The organism is Streptomyces sp. 11x1 (assembly GCF_032598905.1).
GTDB lineage: Bacteria > Actinomycetota > Actinomycetes > Streptomycetales > Streptomycetaceae > Streptomyces.
Genome location: NZ_CP122458.1, coordinates 2,278,932 through 2,298,778, shown reverse-complemented (window position 1 = coordinate 2,298,778; position 19,847 = coordinate 2,278,932). Strand labels below are relative to the sequence as shown.

Here is a 19,847-nt window from a genome sequence, read left to right as displayed (position 1 = left end):
CCCATCGCCCCCGGGTCCTCCGCTCGGACCCCGCTCCCTCCCCATCAGGGAGGACAGCGGCCCCTTACACCCATCCCGGCTTCTCGGGGCCGCTCCTCAGGGTGTCCCGCCGTACGGTGCTTAGGGTGAGTCCATGACGACGTACGCGGCGCTTCTGCGCGGGATCAACGTGGGCGGCAGCAAGAAGGTCCCGATGGCCGACCTTCGCACCCTGCTGACCGGCCTCGGCCACGAGGGCGTGGCCACCTACCTCCAGAGCGGCAACGCGGTCTTCACCAGCGACCACGGCGACGAGGAGTCCCTGGCCACCGAGATCACGACCGCCATCGAGGGACACTTCGGCTTCACCGTGGACGTCCTGGTGCGCGCCCACACGTATCTGGAGGCCGTCCGGGAGGCGTGCCCGTTCCCGGCGGCGGAGCTGGAGGGCAAGCAGCTCCATGTGACGTACCTGTCGGAGACGGTGGACGCGGGCCGCTTCGAGGGGATCGACCAACCGGCCTTCCTGCCCGAGGAGTTCAGGATCGGGGACCGGGCGCTGTACCTGTACGCCCCCGAGGGCCTCGGCCGCTCCAAGCTCGCGGAGACCCTGTCGAAGCCCCGCCTCCTGAAGGGCCTGACCGCCACGACCCGCAACTGGAACACGGTGGTGAAACTGGCGGAGCTGACACGGGCCGGCTGACGACGCCGACTCAGGCGGCGGTGAGCTGCCCCTGCCGGAGCGCCTCCGCGTACCGGCGCAGCAGCAGCGCGGCCAGTTCGGGGGCTGGGCCGAGCACCTCGGACAGGACGTCCGCGCCCGCCACGTCCGCGCCGGCGGCGATCCGGTCGGGCAGCCGTCCCGGCGCGATGACGTACGGCGCCACGGCCACCCGTGCGCAGCCGAGCGCCCGCAGCTCCCGTACGGCGTCCTCCGTACGAGGAAGGGACGCGGAGGCGAACGCGGGTCGCACGGCGCACCAGCCGGTGTGCCGCCACTCCCGCGCGATTTCTGCGATCACCGCGATCGCCTCCGGGTCGGTGGACCCCGCCGAGGCCAGCACGACCCCGGTCGAGGACTTGTCGGCGGGGCTCAGCCCCGCCTCGTACAGCCGGCGTTCGAGGGCCGACAGCAGCAGCGGCGACGGGCCGAGCACCTCCGCCTGGCGGACACGCAGGGACGGCGGCGCCTCGCGCAGGACCGCCGGGATGTCGGCCTTGGCGTGGAAGGCACGGGTCAGCAGCAGCGGCAGGGCCACCACATCCCGTACGCCCTCCGCCGCGAGCGACTCCAGCACCCCGTGGACCGAGGGGAGGTTGAAGTCCAGGAAGCCGGTCTCCACCCGCAGCCCGGGGCGCAGCGCCCGCACCCGCCGCACCAGGGCGTGCACGGTCGCGGCGTGCCGCGGGTCGCGGCTGCCGTGGGCGACGACGAGGAGGACCGGCTTCCTGACCATGTGGATCAGCTCTTCACCAGCAGGCCGCGGCCGCGCAGGACCCGCCGCTCCAGCGGGCTGAAGATCAGCAGGTCGATGGCGATACCGACCAGCAGGATCAGGAAGATGGCGAGGAACACCGTGGCCATGTCGATGTTGGTGCGGCCGTTCTCCAGCAACTGGCCGAGGCCGACCCCGAGATCGGGGTGGCTGGCGATGATCTCGGCCGCCATCAGCGAACGCCACGAGAACGCCCAGCCCTGCTTCAGACCCGCCAGATAGCCGGGCAGCGCGGCCGGCATCACGATGTGCCAGGCGCCCTGCAGTCCGGTGGCGCCCATGGTGCGGCCCGCCCGCAGATACAGCGGGGGCACCTGGTCGATGCCGGAGACCAGCCCGTTGGCGATCGAGGGGACCGCACCGAGCAGGATCACCGCGTACATCATCTGGTCGGTCAGACCCAGCCAGACCACGGCCGGCGGCACCCACGCCACCGACGGCAGCGACTGCAGCCCCGAGAGGATCGGACCGATCGCCGACCGCACGAACCGCACCCGGGCGACCAGGATGCCGAGCGGCGTGCCGATCGCCAGTGCGATCAGGAAGCCGAACAGGCCGCGCGAGACACTCGTCCAGACATAGCCGAGCAGTTTGCCTTCCAGCCAGGCCTGCTCCGCCGCGTCCCACACGGCGGACGGCGGGGGCAGCTTGCCCGGGTCGGTGACGACGCCGAACGACACCAGTCCCTGCCACACCGCGAGCACCAGCACGATCGCGGTGATCGGTGGCACGATCTTCTGCCGGAACGTCTGGCTGAACGGAGGCCGGCCGGTGCCGGGCGTCTCCAGGGCGTCGAGGCCCGCCTCCACCGCCCCGAGCCGGTCCTTGTCGGCGACCGGGGCGTCGATCGTGTCCGTCGCCCTCGTCTCACTGCTGGCCATGACGGCGGATCTCCTCACGAAGGACATCGGTGATCTCCAAGGACAGCTCCGCCACCGGAGCGTCCTCGATACGGCGGGGCTGGGGGATGTCGACCCGCCACTCCCGGGCGATCCGCCCCGGGCGCGAGGACAGCAGCACCACGCGCTGCGCGAGCCGCACCGCCTCGCGCACGTTGTGCGTGACGAACAGGACGGAGAGCTGGGTCTCCTCCCAGATCCGGGTCAGCTCGTCGTGCAGCACGTCCCGGGTGATGGCGTCGAGCGCCGCGAACGGCTCGTCCATCAGCAGGAGCTTGCTCTCCTGGCCGAGGGCCCGCGCCAGCGCCACCCGCTGCCGCATACCGCCGGACAGCTCGTGCACCCGCTTGCCGTACGCGCCCTTCAGCCGGACCAGGGAGAGCAGGTCCTCGGCGCGCTCGCGCCGTTCGTTCTTCGGAACTCCCCTGAGCTTCAGGGCGAGTTCGATGTTCTTGCCCGCGGTCAGCCACGGGAACAGGGCGTGCTCCTGGAACATCAGAGCGGGGCGCCCGTCGGTCGAGATGCTGCCCTGGGACGGGGCGTCGAGACCCGCCACCAGGTTCAGCAGGGTGGACTTGCCACAGCCCGAGGCCCCCAGGAGGGTGACGAACTCGCCCGGAGCGACATCGAGCGTGATGTCGTCGAGCACGAGCTGTTGCCCGGTCGGTCCGGCGAAGGACTTCGATACATGCTCGATGCGGGCTGCGTGCTCCACTGCCTCGGTGTCCTCGGCCTTGGCGAGGGTGGTGGCCATGGTCGTCACCTCCTGGGGACTCGTCGGTCTACCGCGTTACTTGGCGCCGAGACCGGCGTCGTCGACCTCGGACTCGCCCTCGGACTTCAGGACCTTGTTGAGGATCGACAGGTCGTAGATGCCGTCGAGCAGCGGGTCCTTGAGCAGACCGGCCTTGACCGCGTGGTCCGCCTCGATCTGCAGGGTGGACGCCAGCGGGTCGTCGGTGAACTGGATGGACGTCCACGCCGGGTCGAGGACCTTGGCGTCCAGTGCCTTGCCGGAGTCCTCCTTCAGCCGGGCGTTGGCCGCCTCCTTCGCCTTCTCCGTGTCGGAGTTGATGAAGGCGTTCGTCCTGACCGCGCCCCGCAGCACGGCCTCGACGACCTTGGGGTGCTCCTTCAGGAAGTCCTGCCGCACGATGATGTTCGTGATCACGAACTTCTTGTCCGGCCACAGGTCGGCCTCGTCCAGCAGCACCTTCGCGCCCTCGGCGACCAGCTTGGACGCGGTCGGCTCCGGCACCCAGGCACCGTCGATCGAACCCGACTTGTAGGCGTCCGGGACGATCTTGTTGTCCGTGCGGACCACGGAGACGTCGCCCTTGCCGCTCTCGGCGTCGACCTTCCAGCCCTGCTCGGCGATCCAGTTGAGGAACGCCACGTCCTGCGTGTTGCCCAGCTGCGGCGTCGCGATGTTCTTGCCCTTGACGTCCTTGAGGGACTTGATCTTGTCCGGGTCGACGACGAGCTTCACACCACCGGAGGCCGAACCGCCGATGATGCGCAGGCCCTTGCCCGCGGACTTGGTGTAGCCGTTGATCGCCGGGGAGGGGCCGATCCAGCCGATGTCGATCGACTTCGAGTTCAGCGCCTCGATCTCGGAGGGACCGGCGTTGAAGATCGCGTACTCGGCCTTGGTGGCGCCGAGCTCCTTCTGGAAGATGCCCTCCTGCCGCCCGACCAGGGCGGTGGCGTGCGTGAGGTTGCCGAAGTAGCCGATCCTGACCGTGTCGAGGCCCTCGATCTTCTTGGCGCCGGCGGCGACCTGGGCGGTCTCGTCGTCCTTGGCCTGGGAGCCGTAACCGCAGGCGGCGAGCGCCAGCAGGGGCAGCGCGGCGGCCACGGCGACGCCACGGCGGAGAAGAGCTGAGCGGTGTGCAGGCACGGGAGGTGGTCCTCTCGGAGGCCCGGCGGTCACGAACTCGACGGTCGTGGCCGGGAAATCAGGAAAAGGGTCTTCGTCGCAACCGGGACGTCGGGTGGGGGGACGGGGCGCGCATGCGGTGCGCGTACGTCATCGCACACATCGCGCCACGCCGCCCTGCCCGCTCCCGAGGGCGCCGCTGCCCACACGGCCGCCCTCCTTCGCGAACATCGCGTAGAAGTCCTGGGGGTTCATGTCAGAAGTCCCACCCGTCGTCCTCGGCCTCGTCCTTGACGGGCTCCGGGGAGGCGAACGACTCGCCGACCATGCCGGCCGTCAGGGTCGTGCCGTCGGCGGGGTCGATCAGGATGAACGAGCCGGTGCGGCGGGAGTCGGCGTAGGAGTCGACCGGCAGCGCCTCGGCCGTGCGGACCTTCACCCGGCCGATGTCGTTGGCGACGAGCTGTCCCGGGTGCGGGTGCAGGGACAGGTCGTCGAGCGTCAGCCGGGACGGGATGTCCTTGACGATCGCCTTGACCGTACGGGTGCCGTGCTTGAGCAGCACCCGGTGGCCCACCGTGAGCGGCTGGTCAGCCACGTGGCAGACGGTCGCCTCGATGTCCTGCGTGGTCGCGGGGGCGTCCTTGCTGGGCACCAGCAGGTCGCCGCGCGAGATGTCGATGTCGTCCGCCAGCAGCAGGGTCACCGACTGCGGGGTGTGGGCCGAGTCGACCGGCTTGCCGAGCAGGTCGATGCCGGTGACCTTCGTGGTCCGGCCGGAGGGCAGCACCGTCACCGAGTCGCCGACGCGGAAGGTGCCGGCCGCGATCTGGCCCGCGTAGCCCCGGTAGTCCGGGTGCTCGGCGGTCTGCGGACGGATCACGTACTGCACGGGCAGCCGGGCGTGGCAGTGCGCCAGGTCGTGGCTGACCGGCACGGTCTCCAGGTGTTCCAGGACCGTGGGGCCGCCGTACCAGTCCATGTTCGCGGACGGCTCCACCACGTTGTCGCCGACGAGCGCCGAGATCGGGATCGCGGTGATCTCCGGGACGCCCAGCTCGGACGCGTACGCCGTGAACTCCTCGGCGATCCGCGCGAAGACCTGCTCCTCGTAGGCGACGAGGTCCATCTTGTTCACCGCGAGGACCACGTGCGGGACCCGCAGGAGCGCGGCGATCGCGGCGTGCCGACGGGTCTGCTCGACGACCCCGTTGCGGGCGTCGACGAGGATCACCGTCAGTTCGGCGGTGGAGGCGCCGGTGACCATGTTGCGGGTGTACTGCACGTGGCCGGGGGTGTCGGCGAGGATGAAGCGGCGGCGGGTGGTGGCGAAGTAGCGGTAGGCCACGTCGATGGTGATGCCCTGTTCGCGCTCGGCGCGCAGGCCGTCGGTGAGGAGGGCGAGGTCGGGGCCCTCCTGGCCGCGGCTCGCGGAGACCCGTTCCACGGCTTCCAGTTGGTCGGTGAGGACCGACTTGGAGTCGTGCAGCAGGCGGCCCACCAGGGTGGACTTGCCGTCGTCGACGGAACCGGCGGTCGCGAACCGCAGCAGCGTGGTGGCCGAGAGCTCCTCGGCGGTGATCGTGCTCATGCCTAGAAGTACCCCTCGCGCTTACGGTCTTCCATCGCGGCCTCGGACATCTTGTCGTCGGCGCGGGTCGCGCCCCGCTCGGTGAGCCGGGAGGCGGCGATCTCGGTGATCACGGCGTCCAGCGTGGTCGCGTCGGAGTCGACCGCGCCCGTGCAGGACATGTCGCCGACGGTGCGGTAGCGGACGAGACGCTTCTCGACGGTCTCGCCGTCCTTGGGGCCGCCCCACTCGCCGGCGGTCAGCCACATCCCGGCCCGCTGGAACACCTCACGCTCGTGCGCGAAGTAGATCTCCGGCAGGTCGATGCCCTCGCGGGCGATGTACTGCCAGACGTCCAGCTCGGTCCAGTTGGACAGGGGGAAGACGCGGACGTGTTCGCCGGGTGCGTGGCGGCCGTTGTAGAGGTTCCACAGCTCGGGGCGCTGGCGTCGCGGGTCCCACTGGGAGAACTCGTCGCGCAGTGAGAACACCCGCTCCTTGGCCCGTGCCTTCTCCTCGTCGCGGCGGCCGCCGCCGAAGACGGCGTCGAACTTCTCCGCCTGGATCCTCTCGGTGAGCGGCACGGTCTGCAGGGGGTTGCGGGTGCCGTCGGGGCGTTCGCGCAGCACTCCGCGGTCGATGTAGTCCTGGACGGAGGCCACGTGCAGCCGCAGCCCGTGGCGGGCCACCGTGCGGTCGCGGTACTCCAGCACCTCGGGGAAGTTGTGTCCGGTGTCGACGTGCAGCAGGGAGAAGGGGACCGCGGCGGGGGCGAAGGCCTTCAGCGCCAGGTGCAGCATGACGATGGAGTCCTTGCCGCCGGAGAAGAGGATCACCGGCCGCTCGAACTCGCCCGCGACCTCGCGGAAGATGTGGACCGCCTCGGACTCCAGCGCGTCCAGGTGCGACAGCGTGTACGGGGTGCCGGTCTCCCCGGAGACGGCGGCGACGGTCGTCGTCATGCCAGACCCCTCTCCGTGAGCAGCTTGTGGACCAGCGCCGCGGACTCCTGGACCGTCTGGTCCTGCGACTCGATGCGCAGGTCCGGGGTCTCGGGAGCCTCGTACGGGTCGTCGACACCGGTCAGCCCGGAGATCTCACCGGCCGCCTGCTTGGCGTACAGACCCTTCACATCGCGTTCGGAGCACACCTCGACCGGCGTCGCCACGTGCACCTCGACATACGCGGCACCGCTCGCCGCGTGGCGCCCCCGGACCGCCTCGCGGCTGTCGGCGTAGGGCGCGATGACCGGCACGAGCGCCTTGACGCCGTTCCGGGCGAGCAGCTCGGCGAGGAAGCCGATGCGCTGCACGTTGGTGTGGCGGTCGGCGCGGGTGAAGCCGAGGTCAGCGGTGAGGAACTCGCGGATCTCGTCGCCGTCGAGGACCTCCACGAGGTGGCCCTCCTCGCGCAGGCGGCCCGCGAGTTCGTAGGCGATGGTGGTCTTGCCGGCGCTCGGCAGACCCGTGAGCCAGACGGTGGCTCCGGTGGCTCCGGTCGTCACTGGGTTCTCCTGGTTCGTCGCGGGAGCACGGCCCGTCCCGGGGCCTGCGTTCCCGACGGTGTCGGCGGTCTCGGCTGTCGCGGTCACAGGTGCAGCCCGCACTCGGTCTTGGCGTTGCCGGCCCAGCGGCCGGCCCGCGCGTCCTCGCCGGGGGCGACCCGCCGGGTGCAGGGGGCGCAGCCCACCGAGGTGTAGCCGTCCATCAGCAGGGGGTTGGTGAGCACGCCGTGCTCGGCCACGTACGCGTCCACATCGTCCTGCGTCCAGCGGGCGATCGGGGAGACCTTGACCTTGCCGCGCTTCTCGTCCCAGCCGACGACCGGGGTGTTGGCCCGGCTCGCGGACTCGTCGCGGCGCAGTCCGGTCGCCCAGGCGTCGAAGCGGGTCAGGCCCTCTTCGAGCGGCTTGACCTTCCGCAGGAAGCAGCACAGGTCGGGGTCGCGGTCGTGCAGCTTGGGGCCGTACTCGGCGTCCTGCTCGGCGACCGTCTGCCGCGGGGTGATCGTGATGACGTTGACGTCCATCACGGCCTCGACGGCGTCCCGGGTGCCGATGGTCTCCGGGAAGTGGTAGCCGGTGTCCAGGAACACGACGTCGACACCGGGCCTGGCGCGGGAGGCGAGGTGCGCGACGACCGCGTCCTCCATGGAGGAGGTCACGCAGAAGCGGTTGCCGAAGGTGTCCACGGCCCACTGGAGGATCTCCAGGGCCGAGGCGTCCTCCAGATCGCGGCCGGCCTGCTCGGCGAGCGCCTTGAGCTCGGCGCGCTTCGCCGCGTCCGGGTCGGTCGCCTCCTGGTCGGCCGCGTCCGCCTGGGACGTGGATGTGTCGGAATCCGCCTTCACGGCAGTCATATGTGATCCCCTCCGCTGTCGGCTCGCCGAAGCCCCCGGGTCAACAACCCGAGGAACTTCAACTGGAAGGCTCGATTGCAGGCTCCGCATTCCCACGCCCCGTGACCTTCTTCGTGGGGGCGCAGGTCCTCGTCACCGCAGTAGGGGCAGTAGAAGGGGGCGGCTCGCTCGCTCATAGGTCGCGCCCCCCGTCCGTGCGTACGCGGGTGACGACGGCACCGATCACCGCGCCGGCGCCGGCACACAGGAGGATGCCCATGACCGAGGCCATGAAGAAGCTCATGACAGGGCCTCCTCGGAAGCGCGGGCGACCCACGTGGCGAAGCGCTCGCCGTCCTCGCGCTCCTCCTGGAAGCGCTTGAGCACGCGCTCGACGTAGTCGGGCAGGTCGTCGGCGGTGACCTTCAGACCCCGCACCTTGCGGCCGAAGCCGGCCTCCAGACCGAGCGCGCCACCCAGGTGCACCTGGTAGCCCTCGACCTGCTCGCCCGCGTCGTTGAGGACCAGCTGGCCCTTGAGACCGATGTCCGCTACCTGGATACGCGCACACGCGTTCGGGCAGCCGTTGATGTTGATGGTGATCGGCTCGTCGAACTCCGGGATCCGGCGCTCCAGTTCGTCGATCAACAGGGAGCCGCGCGCCTTCGTCTCGACGATGGCGAGCTTGCAGTACTCGATGCCGGTGCAGGCCATCGTGCCGCGCCGGAACGGCGACGGGTTCACCGTGAGGTCCAGGGCCTCCAGGCCCGCGACCAGCGAGTCGACCTGCTCCTCGGTGACGTCGAGCACGATCATCTTCTGCTCGACAGTGGTCCGGACCCGGCCGGAGCCGTGCGCCTCGGCGAGGTCGGCGATCTTCGTCAGCGTGGTGCCGTCCACCCGGCCCACGCGCGGGGCGAACCCGACGTAGTAGCGGCCGTCCTTCTGCTGGTGGACACCCACGTGGTCGCGCCACCGGGCCACCGGCTGGTCCGGCGCCGGGCCGTCGATCAGCTTGCGCTTGAGGTACCCGTCCTCCAGGACCTGGCGGAACTTCTCCGTGCCCCAGTCGGCGAGCAGGAACTTCAGCCGGGCGCGGGTGCGCAGCCGCCGGTAGCCGTAGTCACGGAAGATCGAGATGACGCCCTCGTACACGTCCGCGACCTCGTCCAGCGGCACCCAGGCGCCGAGCCGCTGCCCGATCTTGGGGTTGGTGGACAGGCCGCCGCCGACCCAGAGGTCGAAGCCGGGGCCGTGCTCGGGGTGGCGGACACCGACGAAGGCGATGTCGTTGATCTCGTGCGCCACGTCGAGCAGCGGCGAGCCGGAGATCGCGGACTTGAACTTGCGGGGCAGGTTCGAGAAGTCGGGGTTGCCGATGATCCGCCGGCCGATCTCCTCCATTGCGGGCGTGCCGTCGATGATCTCGTCGGCGGCGATCCCGGCGACGGGTGAGCCGATGATCACACGGGGGGTGTCACCGCAGGCCTCCGTGGTGGACAGCCCGACGGCCTCCAGCCGCTCCCAGATCTCGGGCACGTCCTCGACGCGGATCCAGTGGTACTGCACGTTCTGCCGGTCGGTGATGTCGGCCGTGCCCCGCGCGAACTCCTGCGAGATCTCGCCGATCACCCGCAGTTGCTGGGTGGTCAGGCGTCCGCCGTCGATCCGCACCCGCAGCATGAAGTACTTGTCGTCCAGCTCCTCCGGCTCCAGGATCGCGGTCTTGCCGCCGTCGATCCCGGGCTTGCGCTGGGTGTAGAGGCCCCACCAGCGCATGCGGCCGCGCAGGTCGTTGGGGTCGATCGAGTCGAAGCCACGCTTGGAGTAGATCGTCTCAATGCGTGTCCGCACATTGAGACCGTCGTCGTCCTTCTTGAACTGCTCGTTGCCGTTCAGCGGGGTGAAGTGACCCGCGGCCCACTGTCCCTCGCCACGGTGACGGCTCACCTTGCGGCGGGGCGTGGCAGGGTTCTGCGGGGTGGCGGCCATGGTGTGTATGTCCTTCGGGAAAGGCGTGGGAATCGGCTCTGACCCGCGCTTGCGCGCGCATGCGGGCACACGCGGGCAGCGTGTGCGGCGCCTGCGCGTCCTTGCGCGGGCTGAAACAGAGGAGGGTGTGCGGCGCTGTATGCCCGGGGTCGTCCAACCCCTCGCGGTCGGGCTCAGCTCACCGGACAGATGGCGCTGGACATGCGGCCGAGGTCGACGTGCCGCCGACTCACCAAGGCAATTCCAGTTCCAGACATGACGGAAGCGTGGCACGCCTCTTTAGACCGAGTCCACCGTCATCCACATTCCGGACAAGGATGTCTCGTATCGCGAGACAATGTGATGTGGGTCATGGTGTGGACGGGGTCGCGCCGGGCCAGGGCCCCGGCGCCGCGGCGTCGGCTTCCTCGGTCACTTTGGTGTCGAACAGGGTGAAACCACGCCGCAGATAGTTCGCCATCGCGTGCTCGCCGTCCCGGGAGCAGGTGTGCAGCCAGACCCGCTTGGTGGGCGGCAGCCCCGGCCACCGCTCCGCGAGGTCCCAGGCCCGGGCCGTGGCGTACGACAGCAGGTGCCCGCCGATGCGCCGCCCCCGGAACCCGGGGATCAGCCCGAAGTAGACGATCTCCACGACCCCGCCGTCCTGCGGCTCCATCTCCACATAACCGGCGGGGGTGCCCCGGTCGTAGGCGACCCAGGTCTCCACGCCCGGCCGCTCCAGGTGCTCCTGCCACCGCGCGTACGACCACGACAGCCGGTCGATCCACAGGACGTCCCCGCCGACCGAGGCGTACAGGAAGCGGCTGAACTCGGGGGAGGGGACCTCGGCACGCACGATACGCACGTCGTCGCCCTCGGGCGCCGCGGCGGGAAGCAGATCGCTCGGCGAGGTCTGCTCCAGGGACCAGGTGGTGACGGGACTGCTGCTCATGGGCCCAGGGAACCACGCGCGCCGACCCATTTCCAAGGCCGGGCCGGGTCCCTCCGGGGCGGACCCGGCCCGCGGTGGCGCGGGACCAGGGCCTGTGCGATGTCGTGTTCACTTTCGGGTTCCGGTCCCGGCCGGGGGCAGTCCGAGGGGTCTTCTCTGCTCTTGTGGAAGGCGACGATCGATCCGGCGGGGGGCCTCCGAGCCGTCCATGCGGAACCCCATGAGTTGCGGGGGGCTGGTCGCCGGCGATCGGAACAGTGGTCACGGCAGCGGCTCTCGGCTGCGAACACGGCTTCACGGCTTCGGCGGTGATGACCTTCACGCCCGAGCCGCCGGCGTGGGAGCCTCGTCGGCTCCGGATTCTGCCGCACTCGGATCTCTCCGCGTCCCGGTCGAGTGGGTCACCACGCTCATCGCGGCGCCGACGCGTCGCCGTCCCGCACCACGTGCTTGGCGTCCGGGAGGTGGCCCTTCCGACTGCTCGGCCCAGTACAGGTCGGTGTCTGCCGGCGACCGCATGCCAGCGCGAGCAGTTCACTTCGTGGACATCTCAAGTACTCCTGGAATTACCTCGCAATTCTCGGCAGCTTCTCACGTCCCGCCGGTTTCGTGTGCCGTGTCGCCCGATGGGGCCGTACGACGAAGGAGGCGCATGGTGGCGCTACCGGTGACCACACAGCGGAAGTCCACGAGCCGGGAGGAGGACCGAGACCTGGCGGAGGAACAGTCGTTGCACGTGGCCAGCAGGTTGCATGCGTTCAATTCGGTGCGAGCTGAAGTACCTCGTGCCGGTCGAGGAGGCGGCCGACATCCGGGACGAGCTGGCCGAGCGGATGGACCGTGATCTGAACAGCCCGGTCGGCGGTCACGGCGTGTGGAGTCTGTACTACGACACCCCGCAACTGCGCTTCTGCTGGGAGAAGATCGAGGGTCTGAAGTTCCGGCGAAAGCTGCGTATCCGCCACTACGGGAACCTGGACGGAATCACCGACGAGTCCCCGGTGTGCGTGGAGATCAAGCAACGCGTCAACCGAGTCACGCAGAAGCGCCGCATCACCCTTCCGTACGGCGTCGCCCGCCGATTGTGCGACAACCGGGAGATGGTGGAGCACTCGGCCGGTGAGAGCGCCTTCATCCAGGAGGTGGCGGACCTCGTCGTACGGCTGAACCCGCGGCCCACCGCGATCACTGGGTACCAGCGTGAGGCGCTGGTCGGCCGCGCCGCGGACACCGGACTGCGGGTGACCTTCGACCGCCGCATCCGCGGCCGGGACCGGGACTTCCACTTCGGCACACCGAGCCCGGAGAACCGTTTCACCATTCCGCCGCACCTGTCGGTGATGGAGATCAAGGTCAATGAACGCACGCCGTCTGCGCATCCGTGCGATCCTGCGGCGCAGTGACATGCCACGGGGCGGCGGGGTCAGACGGTCGCCCCTGCGGTACGCCGATCTGGTGCTGGACGAGCAGACCCACGAGGTGTGGCGGGCGGGCCTGCCGATCCAGCTGTCGCCCACCGAGTTCCGGCTGCTGGTCTGTCTGCTGGCGCAGCCGGAACGTGTCGTGGGCAAGAAGGAGATTCTGTCCGAGGTCTGGCACTACGACTTCGCCGGAGACGCCCGCATCGTCGATACGTACGTACGCAATCTGCGACGCAAGATGGACCGGTTCGGACCGCAGCTCATCCAGACGATCCGCGGTGTCGGCTACTGTCTGCGGACCGCCCGCCCCGGATCGGGAGCGGCGGCGCCGTGAGGCAGCGGCTGACACGGCTGAAACCGCGCTCTTCGCGGGCACGGCTGGTTCTCGGCGTCACGTTGCCGGCCACGTCGGCGGTCCTGCTCTGCCAGGCGGCGGGACTCGCCTTGCCGCACACCTGGCTCACGGACCAGGTCGACGGTCGGCTCGGCCGTTTCCAGCCGGTGGCCGAGCTCTCCCCGGACGTGCTGGACGGACGGACGAGGGCAGGGGTGACCACCGGGAACGTCACCCTCCGGCCAGTCTGTGTCCGTCACTGTCGTAGAAGTACACCCGGTAGTCCGAGGGGGAATGGCGAGGGGGAAGGCGCCGGCCCGCGGCTGCCCCGGTCGGAGTGGGGCTGCGGTCGCTCCTCGGGGTCGAGCGCACGGCCCGGCGCATCGCCGACGGCGAGTTGCGACTGAGTGTTCCGGACCGGCATGTGGTCACCGAGGTCGGTCACCTCGGCCGTGCCTTCAACACCATGCTCGACCTGCTGTCACTGGCCGCCGACTGCATCGCAGCCGTCGCCGTGGAGTACCCCGATCGCAGCATCGGCCTGGGCGCCCTATCCGCACCAACGGTCAGGGCACGGATGTGCCCGGCCGTCCCAGCACCAATCCGCCCCTGCCCCCTGGCGCTCTCGCCTGTGCCGTCGAGGTGGCCGATGGAGGGACCGGCCTCGCCGCATCGGACGCGCGGCGAGTGTTCGATCGCTTCTACCGCGCCGGTTCCGCCCTGCCCGCCGCGGCTGGTTCCGGTCTGGGACTGGCGATCGCCTGCCGTGCCGCGGAGGCCAATGGCGGGCGTCTGGAGCTCGACACCCGGCCGGGGGACAGCTGCACATTCCACTTGCTTCTGCCGAACCGGCCCACTGCCGCATCCATGGTGGCCGCCGCCCGTCTGGAGAAGAAGCACTGCGTGCTGCTGCCGTACCCGGACGTCGGGGCGCTGGGTGAAGCGTGGGAGCGCTTTCGGCCATTGATCTGACTATCCGTCAGTTCTCGGTATTCTCCCCCTACCCCCACAGGCGGGGCGGCAACAGTGAGGCCGCGGCCCTGACCAGGGCCTGTGAGCCGCAGTCTGCCGTCCCCTCATGCCTGAGGAAGCCATGACTCCCACCCCCCACCTCACCCGACTCGCCGCCCGCACGGAGCGGCCCGCCCCGTTCCAGCCGGTCGACCGTTCGCTTCTTCCGGACGCCGGGACCACGACGGTGGACATCGTCGTGCCGGTCCACAACGAGGAGCGCGCCCTGCCCGGGTGCCTGCGCACCCTCCACGGACGTCTGTCCGAGGGCTTCCCGTTCCCCTGGCGGATCACCGTCGTCGACAACGCCAGCACCGACGAGACCCTCGCCACCGCCGGCCGTCTCGCCGACGAACTGCCCGGGGTGGGCGTCGTCCACCTGGACCGCAAGGGCCGCGGGCTGGCTCTGCGCACCGTCTGGGGCGCCAGCGACGCGGACATCGTCGCGTACATGGACGTGGACCTGTCCACCGGCCTCGACGGGCTGCTCCCGTTGGTCGCCCCGCTGGCCAGCGGTCACTCCGACATCGCGATCGGATCCCGGCTGGCGCCCGGCGCGCGTACGGTGCGCGGGCCGCGGCGCGAGTTCATCTCCCGTTGTTACAACGGCATCATCCGGCTCACCCATGGCGTCCGCTTCTCCGACGCCCAGTGCGGGTTCAAGGCGGCCCGCACCGAGGTACTCCAGCCGCTGCTGAAGGTGACCCGCGACGACGCGTGGTTCTTCGACACCGAGTTGCTCCTGCTCGCCGAGCACAACGGACTGCGCGTCCACGAGGTCCCGGTCGACTGGGTCGAGGACGTCGACACCCGGGTGGACGTGGTGCGCACCGCCACGGACGACCTGCGGGGCCTGTGGCGCATGGCGCGCCTCAAGGCCTCCGGCGATGCCCGCGTCGACATACGGCCGCGCCCCGCACCGGCCGCCGAGCACCCCGACGCCGTCCTCGCACCCCCCACGGGACGTGGCGTGCTGTCGTGGGAGGTCGGCTGCTTCATCGCGGTCGGTGTTTTTTCCACGGCCGGGCAGGCCCTGCTGTACTGGCTGTTGCGCGGTTGGTGGACTCCGGCCGTCGCCAACCTGGTCTCACTGTCCGTCCTCACCGTCCTCAACACCGAGGCGAACCGGCGTCTCACCTTCCGGCACTCCACCACCCCGCCCGCCCGTGCCCACCTCGGTGCCGGGGGCCTGTTCGTCCTCGGCTACCTGGTCACCTCCGGGGCGGTGCTGTGGTTCAAGTGGATCGATCCCGGTGCCTCACCGGCCGCCGAGACCGCGGTCCTCGCCGCGGCGTCCGTCGCGGTCACCGGCGTGCGCTTCGTCGTGCTGCGGCTGGCAGTCTTCGTCGGCCCCCGTGGCCGTACCCGATGACGAGAGCGAATCCCGACATGAGCAACTCCGGGCACCTCCGGTCCGTATCGGCGACCCCGACACCCGACAGGACGAGTCCGTCCGTCCGCCCGCTGCCGGCCTGGGCTCCCCCCGCGGCACTCGGCGCGGTCCTCGTGCTCGCGACCGTCCTGTACGGATGGGCGCTGGGCTCCCTTGGCTGGGGCAACAGCTACTACTCGGCGGCCGTGAAATCGATGGGGACGAGCTGGACCGACTTCCTCTTCGGCTCCTTCGACCCGGCGGGCGTGGTCACGGTCGACAAGCCGCCGGCCGCTCTGTGGCCACAGGTGATCAGCAGCAAGATCTTCGGGATGCACGGTTGGGCACTGCTCCTGCCACAGGTGATCGAGGGCGTGGCCACGGTCTTCGTCCTGCACCGCACCGTGCGCCGTTGGGCGGGGGAGGCGGCGGGCCTGGTCGCGGCCCTGGTGCTGACGCTCACCCCCATCACGGTGGCCATCAACCGGGACAACAACCCCGATACCCTGCTGGTCCTGCTGCTGGTGTCCGCGGCGTACGCGCTCACCCGCGCACTGCGGACGGAGGGCAGGGCCGCGACCTGGTGGCTGTGCGCGAGCGGCTTCCTGATCGGGTGCGGATTCCTCACCAAGATGCTCGCCGCCTGGATGGTCGTCCCCGCGTTCGCCGTCGCCTGGCTCGTGGGAGGAAGCGGCGCCTGGATACCGCGTGTGCGGCGTCTGCTGGGCGCGGGAGCCATCCTGGCGGCGTCCTCCTTGTGGTGGGTCGCCATGGTCGCCCTGTGGCCCGGCGAGCGCCCGTACATCGGCGGCAGCAAGGACGGCTCGGCCTGGGACCTCGTGGTCGGCTACAACGGGCTGGGACGGGTCTTCGGCTCCGGTGACGGCACGCCCCAGGGCCTGGGGGGCGGAGGCGGGTTCGCCGGCGGATTCGGCGGTGCGCCCGGCATTGGCCGGATGTTCGACACACAGGTGGGCGGTCAGATCAGCTGGCTGCTGCCCCTCTGCGCGCTGGCTCTGGCCGTCGCCGTCGGGGTGGCGGTACTCCACCGACGCGGGAAGTCGCCCGCCTCCGCCCTGCTGCCCGCCTCCGGCTGGCTGCTGTGGGGAACCTGGCTGGTGGTCTGCGCTGCCGTGTTCTCGACTCAGAAGGGCATCTTCCACCCCTACTACACCACCCAACTCGCCCCGGCCATCGCCGCCTTGTGCGGCGGGCTGACGGTCGGCCTGGTCCGCGTGCACGGTGCGGGTCTGCGCCAGGCGCCCCTGGTCGGCGTGGCGGGGGTCGTGGTGAGCGTGGCCTGGGCGGTGGCGCTGGTCCGCCGCGAACCCGACTGGAACGGCTGGCTGGTGTGGCCGGTGCTGCTCGTGGGCTGCGCCGCCGTCGTCCTGCTGGTGCTGTCCCGACGGCACAGTCGGCTGCTGACGGTGGCCGTGGGCGCGGCGGTCGCGTCGGTTCTGGTGGCTCCGGGAGCCTGGGCGGTGAGCGTGCCCGGCACCACCGGCATGGGCGGCTCCAACCCGACGGCCGGTCCGCAGACGTTCGGCCTCGGCGGAGGTGGCGGCATGCCCCGGCCGGGCGGGAACGGCGGAGGGCCTCCGCCGGGCATGCCGTCCGGGACGTCGTCGAACATGCCGGGCCTCCCCGGCGCTGACGGGTCCTCAGACCGGTCCGATGACCCCTCGTCCGGCGGAATGCCTTCCGGAATGCCTTCCGGAATGCCCGCGGGGGGAGCGAACGGTATGCCCGGTGGTCGCTCGGCGGGTGCCCCGGGCGGGCCCGGCGGTTTCGGCGGCGGGGAACTCACCGCCGACCAGCGCAAGATCCTTCAGTACGCCGTCGAGCACGCACCCGACGCACGGATCAAGCTCGCCGTCGAGGGCGGCGCCCTGTCCGCCAGCGCCTTCATCCTGGACACCGACGAGACCGTCATCGCCATGGGCGGCTTCACGAACAGCGACAACGTGCCGTCGGTGGCCCAGCTGAAGGAGTGGACCGAGAACGGCGAACTACGCTACATCCTGGGTTCCGACACCGGCCGCGGTCGGCCGGGCCTGTCGGGCGGATACGCCGAGCGGCGCGCCGACTGGATCGCCGACAACTGCACGAAGGTTCCGGAGTCGTCGTACGGCGGCACGTCCTCCCCGGCGGACGACGACGGTGTGACGGGATTCGTGGGAGGCAACGTGCTCCACGACTGCGCCGCCAAGTAGTCCGGGGCCGGAGCGAGCGCCGCCAGACGGCAGAACGGACCAGCAGCGTCATGACCGACCAGCCCGCGGCAGCGAGGCCGCGGTACCGGCTCCTCGTGGTCGAGGACGAGCCCAGCATCCGCACCCTGCTGGAGGCGACGCTTCGCCTGACCGGATACGAGGTGAGCAGTACCGACACCGGACAGTCGGCCCTCCTGGAGGTCGAACGCCTGGACCCGCACCTGGTGCTGCTCGACGTGATGCTGCCCGACCTGGACGGCTTCGAAGTGACCCGCAGACTGCGGGCGGCGGGCAACGACTGTCCGATCCTGTTCCTGACCGCCCGCACCGGCACCGACGACCGCATCAGCGGCCTGAGTGCCGGCGGAGACGACTATGTCTCCAAACCCTTCAACATCGAGGAGGTGTTGCTGCGCATCGAGGCCATCCTGCGCCGGACGGCGCCGGCCATCACAGCGCAGCCCCCGCTGCGTGTCCTGAGCTACGCCGACCTGGAACTCGACGAGGGTGCCCACGAGGTGCACCGCGCGGGGCGGTACATCGCACTGTCACCCACCGAGTTCAAGCTCCTGGCCTACCTCCTGGCGAACGCCGGGCAGGTGGTGAGCAAGATCCAGATCCTCGACCACGTCTGGAGCTACGACTTCGCGGGGGACGTCCGGATCATCGAGACGTACATCCGCTACCTGCGCAAGAAGATCGACTGCTTCGATCCGCCGCTCATCCAGACCGTGCGCGGCGTCGGCTACAGCCTCCGTCTTCCCCGTGGCCACGGAGGGGCCCCGGAGCAGTGATCCGCCTCCCGACCCGGCCGCCCGGATCACTGAGACGACGGCTTGTCCTCGGCGTCACCGTCCTCGCCACCGCGGCCGTCCTGGCCTCCCAGGCCATCGGCTACGTGGTGCTGCGATCCTGGCTGCTGGACCGCGTCGACGAGGAGCTCGTCGAGTTCCACCCGCCGGCGCCGGCCTTCTACGACTCTCTCGACGGGACACTCCCGGCGCCGGGCGAACACCCGGACGTGCTGCCGTCGGACTTCCGCGTCTACTTCTACGACGCCTCCGGGCACCGACTGAACGACTCCCTCGGCTCCGAAACGAAGCCGGGACCGCAGTTGGCCGACGACGTGCAGAACCTCGGTCTGCGGGACGGGCATCCGGAAACCGTGCCTGCCACGAGCGGTGACGGCCGGTGGCGAGCGCTGCTCAACCCTGGCCCGGACGGTATGAAAGCGGTGGTCACCCTGCCGCTCGACACCGTCGACGGCGCCGCCTCGAAGATCTTGTGGCTGAACGCCGTCCTGCTCGCCGTCACGATCGTCGCCCTGCTCGCGCTGGGCAGGTGGGTGGTCCGGCTGGGCCTGATGCCCCTGACCAGAATGGAAAGCACCGCCCAGGACATCACCGAAGGCCGGCTCAACCTGCGGTTGCCCGATACCGATCCGCGTACCGAGATCGGACGGCTCGGCCGGGTCCTGAACTCTATGCTCGACCGCCTCCAGAAGGCCTTGCTGGCCCGCGAGGCCTCCGAGGCCCGGATGCGTCGGTTCGTCGCCGACGCGGGGCACGAACTGCGTACCCCGCTCACCGCCATCCAGGGCTTCGCCCAACTCGCACTGCGCCCCGAGCACCGCCCGGCGCAGGAACTGCAGGAGGCCAACCGGTTCATCGCGCAGAACGCGGAACGCATGAGCCTGCTCGTCGACGACCTTCAGCTGCTCGCCACCCTGGACAGGGAACCGTCCTACCTGAGGGAACGGGTGGACCTGTTGTCGCTGGCGGCGGACGCCGTCACCGCGTCCGCCGTCCACAGCGCGTCCCACCCCGTCGATCTCGGCCCGCTGCACACCGCGGCGGATCCCACCGGTACCGAGGAACTCGATGTTGCCGAGACTCTCGGCGACCCACACCGGTTGCGGCAGATCCTCGAGAACCTGCTCTCCAACGCCCGCGTCCACACCCCGCCCGGCACCCGCGTCCACGTCCGTGTCGGCACGACCGAGGCGGGTCCCGGAACCGGCGGCACGGACCGGCCTGGACGCACCACCGCGTCACCGCCCCTGCCGGAGCACCTGCCGATCAGTGTGATCGAGGTGGCGGACGAAGGGCCGGGCCTCGAACCCGTCGACGCCGAGCTCGTCTTCGAGCGCTTCTACCGCGCCGACCGCGCCCGCTCTCGCATCCATGGCGGCAGCGGACTCGGCCTGGCCATCGCCGCCACCATCGCCGAGGGCCACGGCGGCCGCCTCGAACTCGAAACGGCTCCCGGCCGCGGCTGCACCTTCCGTCTGGTCCTGCCCGCAGCCGACCGCGGTCCTGAACCCCGCTGATCCCGCGCGTACGGGGTGCGGCCCTCAAGGACCGAGAACGACAGCGGCTTCCCGAACGTATGGCCGGGACCGGGAGCGCCACCC

General features: G+C 70.4%; 18 protein-coding genes and 3 pseudogenes. 9 read left to right on the top strand and 12 right to left on the bottom strand.

Annotated features, from left to right (window positions below):
* The first annotated feature begins 133 nt into the window (after positions 1-133).
* Positions 134-682 carry a DUF1697 domain-containing protein gene (locus P8T65_RS10235; protein ID WP_316725118.1) on the top strand — a complete coding sequence of 183 codons (549 nt, stop codon included), beginning with the start codon at positions 134-136 and terminating at the stop codon, positions 680-682.
* 10 nt (positions 683-692) lie between these two features.
* On the opposite strand, the gene P8T65_RS10230 is transcribed toward P8T65_RS10235, so the two are convergent.
* The 12 genes from P8T65_RS10230 to P8T65_RS10175 form a co-directional block, all read right to left on the bottom strand.
* Complete coding sequence (locus tag P8T65_RS10230) at positions 693-1,436, bottom strand: sirohydrochlorin chelatase (RefSeq protein WP_316725117.1); 744 nt, start codon at positions 1,434-1,436, stop codon at positions 693-695.
* Between the two features lie 5 nt (positions 1,437-1,441).
* Positions 1,442-2,356, bottom strand: coding sequence for an ABC transporter permease (locus P8T65_RS10225; protein WP_316725116.1), 915 nt, complete (start codon positions 2,354-2,356; stop codon positions 1,442-1,444).
* Positions 2,343-3,128, bottom strand: a complete 786-nt coding sequence (locus P8T65_RS10220) for an ABC transporter ATP-binding protein (RefSeq protein WP_184900681.1) — start codon at positions 3,126-3,128, stop codon at positions 2,343-2,345. Before P8T65_RS10220 ends, P8T65_RS10225 begins: the two co-directional genes overlap by 14 nt.
* A 36-nt stretch (positions 3,129-3,164) precedes the next feature.
* On the bottom strand, positions 3,165-4,274 hold the full coding sequence (locus P8T65_RS10215) for an aliphatic sulfonate ABC transporter substrate-binding protein (RefSeq protein WP_316725115.1): 1,110 nt from the start codon (positions 4,272-4,274) through the stop codon (positions 3,165-3,167).
* A 235-nt stretch (positions 4,275-4,509) separates the two neighbouring features.
* Positions 4,510-5,844 carry a GTP-binding protein gene (locus tag P8T65_RS10210; RefSeq protein WP_316725114.1) on the bottom strand — a complete coding sequence of 445 codons (1,335 nt, stop codon included), beginning with the start codon at positions 5,842-5,844 and terminating at the stop codon, positions 4,510-4,512.
* Positions 5,845-5,846: 2 nt separating this feature from the next.
* Positions 5,847-6,785 carry a sulfate adenylyltransferase subunit CysD gene (gene cysD / locus P8T65_RS10205; protein WP_316725113.1) on the bottom strand — a complete coding sequence of 313 codons (939 nt, stop codon included), beginning with the start codon at positions 6,783-6,785 and terminating at the stop codon, positions 5,847-5,849.
* Complete coding sequence (gene cysC / locus P8T65_RS10200) at positions 6,782-7,327, bottom strand: adenylyl-sulfate kinase (protein ID WP_316725112.1); 546 nt, start codon at positions 7,325-7,327, stop codon at positions 6,782-6,784. The genes cysD and cysC overlap by 4 nt, the downstream gene beginning before the upstream one ends.
* An 83-nt stretch (positions 7,328-7,410) precedes the next feature.
* Positions 7,411-8,181 carry a phosphoadenylyl-sulfate reductase gene (locus tag P8T65_RS10195; RefSeq protein ID WP_316725111.1) on the bottom strand — a complete coding sequence of 257 codons (771 nt, stop codon included), beginning with the start codon at positions 8,179-8,181 and terminating at the stop codon, positions 7,411-7,413.
* Positions 8,178-8,357: a hypothetical protein gene (locus tag P8T65_RS10190; RefSeq protein WP_316725110.1), complete on the bottom strand. Its 180-nt coding sequence runs from the start codon at positions 8,355-8,357 to the stop codon at positions 8,178-8,180. Before P8T65_RS10190 ends, P8T65_RS10195 begins: the two co-directional genes overlap by 4 nt.
* A gap of 103 nt (positions 8,358-8,460) precedes the next feature.
* The gene (locus tag P8T65_RS10185; RefSeq protein ID WP_316725109.1) at positions 8,461-10,152 is read right to left on the bottom strand and encodes a nitrite/sulfite reductase; all 1,692 of its coding nucleotides are present in this window, start codon (positions 10,150-10,152) and stop codon (positions 8,461-8,463) included.
* Positions 10,153-10,325: 173 nt separating this feature from the next.
* On the bottom strand, positions 10,326-10,409 hold the full coding sequence (locus tag P8T65_RS10180) for a putative leader peptide (protein WP_309474722.1): 84 nt from the start codon (positions 10,407-10,409) through the stop codon (positions 10,326-10,328).
* A gap of 92 nt (positions 10,410-10,501) precedes the next feature.
* Positions 10,502-11,083, bottom strand: a complete 582-nt coding sequence (locus P8T65_RS10175; protein WP_316725108.1) for a GNAT family N-acetyltransferase — start codon at positions 11,081-11,083, stop codon at positions 10,502-10,504.
* A gap of 736 nt (positions 11,084-11,819) precedes the next feature.
* Here P8T65_RS10175 and P8T65_RS10170 point away from each other — a divergent pair.
* The 8 genes and pseudogenes from P8T65_RS10170 to P8T65_RS10135 all read left to right on the top strand — a co-directional run.
* A pseudogene (locus tag P8T65_RS10170) lies at positions 11,820-12,453 on the top strand (VTC domain-containing protein); the annotation flags it as partial.
* A 1-nt stretch (position 12,454) separates the two neighbouring features.
* Positions 12,455-12,838: pseudogene (locus P8T65_RS10165) on the top strand (winged helix-turn-helix domain-containing protein); the annotation flags it as partial.
* A 337-nt stretch (positions 12,839-13,175) separates the two neighbouring features.
* Positions 13,176-13,253: pseudogene (locus tag P8T65_RS10160) on the top strand (hypothetical protein); the annotation flags it as partial.
* Positions 13,254-13,525: 272 nt separating this feature from the next.
* Positions 13,526-13,810, top strand: a complete 285-nt coding sequence (locus tag P8T65_RS10155; protein WP_316725107.1) for an ATP-binding protein — start codon at positions 13,526-13,528, stop codon at positions 13,808-13,810.
* 121 nt (positions 13,811-13,931) lie between these two features.
* On the top strand, positions 13,932-15,221 hold the full coding sequence (locus P8T65_RS10150; protein ID WP_316725106.1) for a bifunctional glycosyltransferase family 2/GtrA family protein: 1,290 nt from the start codon (positions 13,932-13,934) through the stop codon (positions 15,219-15,221).
* Positions 15,222-15,238: 17 nt separating this feature from the next.
* Positions 15,239-17,434, top strand: coding sequence for a glycosyltransferase family 39 protein (locus P8T65_RS10145; protein WP_316725105.1), 2,196 nt, complete (start codon positions 15,239-15,241; stop codon positions 17,432-17,434).
* A 50-nt stretch (positions 17,435-17,484) separates the two neighbouring features.
* Positions 17,485-18,228, top strand: a complete 744-nt coding sequence (locus tag P8T65_RS10140) for a response regulator transcription factor (protein WP_316725104.1) — start codon at positions 17,485-17,487, stop codon at positions 18,226-18,228.
* Complete coding sequence (locus P8T65_RS10135) at positions 18,228-19,763, top strand: HAMP domain-containing sensor histidine kinase (protein ID WP_316731537.1); 1,536 nt, start codon at positions 18,228-18,230, stop codon at positions 19,761-19,763. Before P8T65_RS10140 ends, P8T65_RS10135 begins: the two co-directional genes overlap by 1 nt.
* The last annotated feature ends 84 nt before the right edge of the window (positions 19,764-19,847 follow it).